8 protein-coding genes and 1 pseudogene are annotated in these 7,335 nt (G+C 70.5%); 3 read left to right on the top strand and 6 right to left on the bottom strand.

Annotated features, from left to right (window positions below):
• Positions 1 to 151: 151 nt before the first annotated feature.
• Positions 152 to 361 carry a hypothetical protein gene (locus ACZ7KF_RS36965; RefSeq protein ID WP_471085459.1) on the top strand — a complete coding sequence of 70 codons (210 nt, stop codon included), beginning with the start codon at positions 152 to 154 and terminating at the stop codon, positions 359 to 361.
• A 196-nt stretch (positions 362 to 557) separates the two neighbouring features.
• Here ACZ7KF_RS36965 and ACZ7KF_RS36960 read toward each other — a convergent pair whose 3' ends face one another.
• The 3 genes from ACZ7KF_RS36960 to ACZ7KF_RS36950 form a co-directional block, all read right to left on the bottom strand.
• Positions 558 to 1,160, bottom strand: a complete 603-nt coding sequence (locus ACZ7KF_RS36960; RefSeq protein WP_471085456.1) for an O-methyltransferase — start codon at positions 1,158 to 1,160, stop codon at positions 558 to 560.
• 186 nt (positions 1,161 to 1,346) lie between these two features.
• Positions 1,347 to 1,943 carry a hypothetical protein gene (locus tag ACZ7KF_RS36955; protein ID WP_471085454.1) on the bottom strand — a complete coding sequence of 199 codons (597 nt, stop codon included), beginning with the start codon at positions 1,941 to 1,943 and terminating at the stop codon, positions 1,347 to 1,349.
• Between the two features lie 194 nt (positions 1,944 to 2,137).
• Positions 2,138 to 3,088 (bottom strand): ligand-gated ion channel, encoded by a 951-nt coding sequence (locus ACZ7KF_RS36950; protein WP_471085451.1) that lies wholly within the window; start codon positions 3,086 to 3,088, stop codon positions 2,138 to 2,140.
• A gap of 339 nt (positions 3,089 to 3,427) precedes the next feature.
• Between ACZ7KF_RS36950 and ACZ7KF_RS36945 the strand changes: the two genes are divergently transcribed.
• Positions 3,428 to 4,048: a TOPRIM nucleotidyl transferase/hydrolase domain-containing protein gene (locus ACZ7KF_RS36945; protein ID WP_471085449.1), complete on the top strand. Its 621-nt coding sequence runs from the start codon at positions 3,428 to 3,430 to the stop codon at positions 4,046 to 4,048.
• A 178-nt stretch (positions 4,049 to 4,226) separates the two neighbouring features.
• Here ACZ7KF_RS36945 and ACZ7KF_RS36940 read toward each other — a convergent pair whose 3' ends face one another.
• Complete coding sequence (locus ACZ7KF_RS36940; RefSeq protein WP_471085446.1) at positions 4,227 to 4,679, bottom strand: winged helix-turn-helix transcriptional regulator; 453 nt, start codon at positions 4,677 to 4,679, stop codon at positions 4,227 to 4,229.
• Positions 4,680 to 4,781: 102 nt separating this feature from the next.
• Between ACZ7KF_RS36940 and ACZ7KF_RS36935 the strand changes: the two genes are divergently transcribed.
• On the top strand, positions 4,782 to 6,014 hold the full coding sequence (locus tag ACZ7KF_RS36935) for an MFS transporter (RefSeq protein WP_471085443.1): 1,233 nt from the start codon (positions 4,782 to 4,784) through the stop codon (positions 6,012 to 6,014).
• Between the two features lie 11 nt (positions 6,015 to 6,025).
• Here ACZ7KF_RS36935 and ACZ7KF_RS36930 read toward each other — a convergent pair whose 3' ends face one another.
• Together ACZ7KF_RS36930 and ACZ7KF_RS36925 are read right to left on the bottom strand one after the other, a co-directional pair.
• Positions 6,026 to 7,000, bottom strand: coding sequence for a magnesium transporter CorA family protein (locus ACZ7KF_RS36930; protein WP_471085440.1), 975 nt, complete (start codon positions 6,998 to 7,000; stop codon positions 6,026 to 6,028).
• Positions 7,001 to 7,183: 183 nt separating this feature from the next.
• Positions 7,184 to 7,335: pseudogene (locus ACZ7KF_RS36925) on the bottom strand (DUF4097 family beta strand repeat-containing protein); the annotation flags it as partial.

The raw sequence follows: 7,335 nt of genomic DNA, 5'->3' as shown, positions 1-7,335 counted from the left end.
TGCCGTTGCCGCCGCCCTGGGTGCCACCTTGGGTGTTGCCGTTGCCGCCGCCCTGGGTGCCGCCCTGGGTGTTGCCGTTGCCGTTGCCCTGCGTACCTCCCTGGGTGTTGCCGCCCTTGGGCATGTTGCCCTTGTTGGACATGTTGTCCTGGTGACGCTGCTGGTGATGCTGGCTGGACGCATGCGCGGCGTGATGCTTCATCGGCGCGGCCTCTGCGCTCGCCACACCGAGGCCTCCGGCGGTCAGAGCAGCGATGCAGGAAATACCGGCGATGCGGGCGGCTATGTGACGTCGAGAGTTGATGAACATGAGAAAACCTCTTTTTCCAATTTCTGGGTGGATGCAGTTCCTGTCGGATGAACTTGCGTAATTTCATTTCAGCCGCTTTGACCGCTGCCGTGTGTCCCCCGGTCGGAGGACCGACCGGCTGACGTATCCGTCGGTACGTCGGCTGAGCCGGACGGCGGAGTCCCGCACCGGCCCCCACCGGCCCGCCCCCCCGGGCCGGCGCGAGGCTCTCAGGGAGCGTCGTCGCGGATGGCGGGCGTGGCCGGTCTCAGCTGCCCGGGAGACGCGTGCCGACGATCACGCTGAGGTCTGCCGCGAGGCGGAGTTCGGTGGCGCGGAGTTCGGGGTGTTCGAGCCAGTGCAGCCGGGGCCGGTCAGGTGCGCCGTTGAAACGGGGTGGCCAGGTGGTGGCCGGGGTGAAGTCGTCGATCACCACCGTGCCGCCGGCGGCGAGCAGGCGGGCGGGGTCCGCGGCGCCGTCGCCCTTGGCCTGGCCGCCGCCGTCGAGGACCAGCAGGTCGTAGGGGCCGCACTCCTCGATGCGCTGCCAGTCGCCGTGGAGAACCTCGACACGGGCACCGCCACGGAAGACCTCCGCGGCGATGCGGGCTCGTTCCGGATCACGTTCGACGCTGATCAGCCGGGTGTCCGGAGACGCGCCCGACGCCAGCCAGGCAAGGCCGACACCGCAGCCTGTTCCGGTCTCGGCGATTCTGTGGGGCGCTCCCGCGGCCAACACCTGGAGCAGACGCCCCTGTTCGGGTCTGCAGGAGAACGCGAAACCGTGCGCGCGCGCCGCCGAGACGGCCCGCCGGACCAGCACAGGCAGTGCGTCGTCGTCCCGGTAGGCATCCGTTCCCTGAAGCGACATGCCGCGCATTGTCGCCGCGCGACCGCCTGACCGGGCCGAGCCGGTACCGGCGGACGAGGGCGGCCGCGGGCCGGTCCGGCCCACGGCACGGCCGGCCCACGGCACGACAAGGCCCCCGGGCCGCGGTGCCGGACGCCGTACGCCCCGCTCACCGGCCCGGGGGCCTGGCCCGTCACGGCAGCGGTCTCACGGCTTCATCGCCGCGGCGACCATCTCGAACGAGCCGGCGATGAGCTTCTCCGTCTCCTCGCCGATGACGGCCGCGGTGTCCCGCGCGGCGCCCTGCGTGGCCCCTTGGGTGTTGTTGGTGCCGCCCTGCGTCGCGCCCTGGGTGTTGTTGTTCCCGGCGCCCTGGGTCGCGCCCTGGACGTTGTTGGTGCCGCCCTGGGTGCCGCCCAGGGTGTTGCGCGTACCGGTCTGGGCGCCGCCCTGGACATTGTTGGTCCCGCTCTGCGTGCCGCCCTGCGCGTTGTTGGTCCCGCCGATCTGGGTGCCGCCCTGGGTGTTGCCCGTGCCGCCCTGCGCACCGCCCTGGACGTTGCGGGTACCGCCCTGCGCGGCGCTCTGCGTGTTGCCGGTACCGCCCTGGGTGTTGCCCGTGCCGCCCTGCGTGCCGCCCTGACCGTTGCCGACCTGGACGTTGTTGCTGTTTCCGTCCCCGTTATTGGTGATATCACCGACAAACCCGCCATTATTAATGATGATAGTGAGCGGAGTGGGGGGTGCGGGATCGTAGCGGAGTTCCGCGGAAGCCTGGCCCGCTGTTGCGCCCGTCAGTGCCACGGCAGCGGCAAAAGACAGAGTTGCGCAGATACCAACCCTTTTCACAGCAGCCCTCTCGTGCGGTGGATTAGCAGATAGGAATTCCCTGCCGGACCAAACTGTCGTAAATCACCACTCCGCCACCGGAGCGACACGGGGCATGTCACCCGTACAGAGTGTGTGCCGGTGACACCGTGATCGGGGCGACGTGGATCTCATGTGATCGCGAAACCGATGCTGACGGCGTTCGCGATCAGGTACGCGGCCGTTGTGGACAGGGCCACGAATGTGTTCGTCCGCCGCACCGAGGCCCTCTTCTCGGTTTCGGCCCACCGCCACAGGATGTAGGTCGTGCAGCCCACGCCGACCAGCGTGTAGAGCAGAGTGGCGAGATGGATCTGATCGACCAGGGTCACGCCGAAGAGCGTCCCGGTCAGGCTCACGGAGCGCATGCTGACGACCACGCTGAAGAGGGACGCGCCGAGGATCCCGTACCGTGATCCCAGTACGGTGACGAAATCGCTCGACCAGATCCAGTACGAGATCAAAGAGCTGAGAAACGCGACGTACGCGGGCCACGCCTGCCTGATGAAGCCGGCCACGTCCACCCGCTCCAGTCTGACCCCGATGACGAACTGGCTGTACCGGCTCTGCCCGTGGGTGATCCGCGGATCCCCGAAGGAGGTCCGGTAGGTGTGCTTCGCCACCCGCACGCCGAAACCCCTGATCTTGAACCCCTCCAGGCTGATGGCGTGGTCGTACCCGGAGTTCGCGGCATCGGGCGCGTAGGTGAACTGCGAGGCGTTGAGCTCGGAATCCTCCACCTTGATCCGCACGTCCTGCTTGTCGAACGGATACTCGCTCAGATTGAAGTCCTGCCGGAATGTCCCGGACACCTTCACCTGGGACCAGTATTCGCTGCCGACCTTCTCCACGGACCGGTCGCTCTGGGTGACCTGTGTGGCGTTGGTGAATTCCAGGCGCCGGGTGGCGTCGAGGCCCTCGCTCGGGCACACACTCCACAGCCAGAAATCCGCATTGATGGTCCGCGGTGAAACATCCAGTCCGTACAGGTCCGTGAGATATGCTCCGACACGGCAGCCGGGCACGGCCGATGCGGCGGCAGCCGGCATTGTCGAAGCGCCCGTGAAAAGCATGGTGAACACCAGAAGAGTGACAGCCCTCCGGCGCACCCGGCGCCCTGACCCGCCCTTCAGGAATCCACAGGGAAAGCGGTGGGGATATGGGAAGCCGGGTCTCGCCATGCTTTCAAAATATCGGAGCGCACCGTGCCTCTTCCGGGTCTGACACGCCCCCGGCCGTCTCTTTCCGCCCCCCCCATCGCGTTCCGGCGACGGGTGCAACGGAACTCGCCCCGGCGAGGCGTACGGCCGCCGCCCCCCGGCGCGCTTCGTGGGCCCCGCTCGGCCACGGCCCGGACCTGGCTGCCCTCGCCCCTTCCCCGGCCCTCGCCATGCCGCCGGTCATGGCGCACACTCACCTCCATGGCGGACATGGGGGCATTTCGAGAGGCAGTCACCACCTGGGCGGGCGGCGGTCCCGGCAGCCCGGCGAAGGACCTGGCCACACGCCTGCACGTGCGGACGGCGGTGCTGCTGGAAGGCCCGAGCGACCTCGCAGCCGTCGAGGCACTGGCCGCGCGACGAGGCCGCGACCTCGCCGCGGAGGGAGTGTGCGTCATGCCGATAGGCGGAGCCATGAGCATCGGCCGCTACGCCGGCCTCCTCGGCCCGCCCGGCCTCGGCCTGCGCCTGGCAGGACTGTGCGACGAAGGCGAACAACGCTTCTACGCCCGCAGCCTCCAACACGCCCGGGCGCCGCACCGCGCCTCCTTCTTCGTCTGCGTCACCGACCTGGAGGACGAACTCATCCGCGCCCTGGGCATCCCGGCGGTCGAGGAGATCATCCGGGCCGAAGGCGACCTCCGCGCCTGGCACACCTTCCAGCGCCAGCCCGCACACCACGGCCGTCCCCGCCGGCACCAGCTGCGGCGCTTCCTCGGCACCAAGAAGGGCCGCAAGATCCGCTACGGCCGCCTCCTGACCGAGGCCCTCGACCCCGCACGGACACCGCCCCCGCTCGACGACCTCCTCGCCGGCCTGTGACGCACACACGAAACCGCCGCCCGGCTCCGCGGAGACGGGCTCCGGCCCCTTCCTCGCGGTGCGGTCACACGTTTCCCGCGGTGCGTCACACGCCGTGTGACGCACAGGGCGCCTGCCGGGACGCCCCGCTTTCCCCCTCGGCCGAACAGCCGGGTCCGACCGCGCTGTTCGCGAGGGATCAGTTCGTGCCGAGCTTCTCGACGACCGTCTCGTCCGGGCCGACGGGGCGCCCGTCGCCGGAGCGGATCTCCAGCGGGCTCAGCGGGCGTCCGTCCCGGCGGTCGAGAAGCCGCGAGTGCGCCTCCCCGGGCTCGAAGCAGTGCCTCTCGCCCCACTGGCGCAGCGCGACGACGACGGGGAAGAGCGCGCGGCCCTTCTCCGTGAGCACGTATTCCTGGTAGGGACTGCCGTCGGAGGCGGGCGCGGTCCTCATCACGCCCGCTTCCTCCAGCGCGCGCAGCCGGCTGGCGAGGATGTTCTTGGCGATGCCCAGGCTCCGCTGGAACTGGCCGAAGCGGCGACTGCCGTCGAACGCGTCGCGCACGATCAGCAGCGACCACCAGTCGCCGATGGCGTCGATCGACCGGGCAACGGGACACGGATCGGCGTCGAACCGCGTACGGGCGACCATCCCACTCTCCTCCTCCACACACCCACCTGGTTGCAACATGCTACCCCGCCGCCCTAGGGTCCAACAGGTAGCAAGTTGCAACCACCATGGAGGGGGCACCGTATGCCGAGCGACCGCTCGACGGCCGGCGACCGGAAGGCCGTGAACAGCGCACCCGCACCGCCCGCACCGCCGCCCGCGCGCCTGACCCTGCTGTTCGCCCTCGCCTGCGGCAGCGCGGTGGCCAACGTCTACTTCGCCCAACCCCTGCTGGTCACCCTCGGCAAGCAGTTCTCGCTCGGCTCCGGCCTCCTCGGCGCCATCGTCACCGTCACCCAGCTCGGCTACGCCGCGGGACTGTTCCTGCTCGTCCCGCTCGGTGACCTCGTCGACCGGCGCAGACTGATCACGCTCCAGCTCGGCCTGCTCGCCGCCGCGCTGCTCGCCGTCGCGCTGGCACCCGGAACCACGGCACTGCTCGCCGCCCTCGCGGCGGTCGGAGCACTCGCCGTCGTCACCCAGACCATGGTGGCCGCGGCGGCCCATCTCAGCGCCCCGGCCTTTCGCGGACGCGTCGTCGGAGGCGTCACCAGCGGAGTCGTCACCGGCATCCTGCTGGCCCGCACGGTGGCGGGCACCATCGCCGACCTGGCCGGATGGCGCGCCGTCTACCTCCTGTCGGCCCTGGTGACCGCGACCCTGGCCATGCTCCTGCGCCGCGCCCTGCCGGCCCACCGGCCGCCGACGGCCGCCCTGCCCTACCGGCGTCTGCTGGCATCGACCCTCCTCCTGTTCGCCCGCCACCCCCTGCTCCGGATCCGCGGCGCTCTGGCACTGCTGGTCTTCGCGGCCTTCAGCACCCTGTGGAGCAGCGTCGTCCAGCCCCTCAGCAGCCCGCCCTGGTCCCTGACGCACACCGCGATCGGCGCGTTCGGGCTCGCCGGAGCGGCCGGCGCCGCGGCCGCCGGCGCCGCCGGCCGATGGAACGACCGCGGACTGGCGCAGCGGACCACGGGCACCGCGCTGGTCTTGCTCACGGTGTCGTGGCTCCCCCTGGCCTTCACCCGGCAGTCACTGTGGGCACTGGCCGCCGGAGCCGTCCTGCTGGACTTCGCCGTCCAGGCCGTGCACGTCACCAACCAGGCCCTCATCTACGCCGCACACCCCGATGCGGGCAGCAGGACCATCGGCGGCTACATGGTCTTCTACTCGGCCGGCAGCGCCCTCGGCGCCCTCGGCTCCTCACTGGCCTACGCGGCGACGGGGTGGACGGGGGTCTCCGCCCTGGGAGCGGCCTTCAGCGCCGCCGCCCTGCTGCTGTGGGCGACGACCCGCCGCCTGGGCCCACCGGCGTGACATCCGGCCGGCTAGTCCTCGTCCCGCAGCCGGCGCCAGATCCGGGTGCGGTGCAGCACATAGAGGGAACCGAGCAGGACGATCACCTGCAGCCCCACGGCGACCAGCCAGAATTCGTCCCTGGTCTCCAACTTGTCCGTCAGGAAAGTGAAGTTCATACCGAAGAACCCGGTCAGGAACGACAACGGCAAGAAGATCACCGACACGATGGCCAGCCGGTTGATCACCCCGTTCTGCTCACCCGCGACCAGGGACGAGTAGCTGGCGAACGCCCGGCGGGCGGCGTCCTGGAGAGTCTCGATGATCGTGAGGACCGTACGGGCCGCGTGCTGGAACTCCCGGGCGAGCCGTTGCCGCTCCTGCGGGAAGTCACGGCTCATCAGCCTGCGGTTGATGACCTCCTCCACCACCTGGACGTAGGGCAGCAGCGAATGGTGCAGCAGGGCCGAGCGGCGACGCAGCTGCGCCAGCCGGTACACCTGCTCGGGTCGCCGCTGCTGGAACATGTCGTCCTCCAGCTCCTCCACCTCCAGCAGCGCCGCGACCGCGGCCCGCCGAAAGGTCGTCAGGGCCTCCTGGAGCACGAGAAAGAGAACGGCCACGCAGTCGTGGGGCTTCTCCCGCCGCAGGTGTCCCATGACGGGCGCCGTCATGACCGCCGGGCCCCGGTGCGCGGTGACCAGGAAGCGGTCGCTCGCCACCGCGTGGACGTGGACGATCCGCTCGTCGTGGACCACCGGCACGACCAGACCGAGAAGGCTGCCCAGAAAGTCGCCCCGGACGGGCTCGTCCGCCCGGCCGAACCAGTCCAGCTCCTCGGCCCCCAGCCCGAGAAGCCGGGCCACCGGCTCGGTCTCCTGCGCGTCCTGCGGCGTCAGTTCGACATCGACGAGGAGAAACCGGGCGGCCTCGAGCCGGCGGCGTGCCTCCGTGACGTCCGTCCGCGCGCTGGCCGCCTCCGGCATCGACACCACCGTTACGATCATCGCCCTCTCACCGTCAGTCCCGAAGCCCGTGGCTCCGAGCGTCCCCGCCTCTCCCACCCCCGCACCCGACGCCACCCGTGCGCGCCACGCAAAGACCTCCGAACGGAGGAAGGAGACCCCGGCGGCGTCACGGGCGGCCCGCGTCCTGCCGCCGCGGAACACCGCCCCGACGAGCCCGTCTCCTCAGAGGCTGCGGGCGGTGATGTTGCCGTAGGCGGTGGTGGCGTGGAGGTGCAGGGAGGCGGTGTCGTCGTCGGTGTTCTTGAGGGTGTTGTGGATGCGGCCGTAGGCGGTGCCGGCGTCGAGGGTGGCGGAGACTCCGCGGGCGGCGCCGG

Source organism: Streptomyces sp. NPDC038200 (genome assembly GCF_055600785.1).
Note: the sequence above shows the minus strand (reverse complement) of the source record. Positions and strands in the feature narration are given on the sequence as shown.

Bases quoted from the DNA above. Each gene is read 5' to 3' on its own strand.
- ACZ7KF_RS36930 (WP_471085440.1), bottom strand. From the start codon at position 7,000: ATGATCGTAACGGTGGTGTCGATGCCGGAGGCGGCCAGCGCGCGGACG.
- ACZ7KF_RS36940 (WP_471085446.1), bottom strand. From the start codon at position 4,679: ATGGTCGCCCGTACGCGGTTCGACGCCGATCCGTGTCCCGTTGCCCGG.
- ACZ7KF_RS36960 (WP_471085456.1), bottom strand. From the start codon at position 1,160: ATGTCGCTTCAGGGAACGGATGCCTACCGGGACGACGACGCACTGCCT.
- ACZ7KF_RS36945 (WP_471085449.1), top strand. From the start codon at position 3,428: ATGGCGGACATGGGGGCATTTCGAGAGGCAGTCACCACCTGGGCGGGC.
- ACZ7KF_RS36935 (WP_471085443.1), top strand. From the start codon at position 4,782: ATGCCGAGCGACCGCTCGACGGCCGGCGACCGGAAGGCCGTGAACAGC.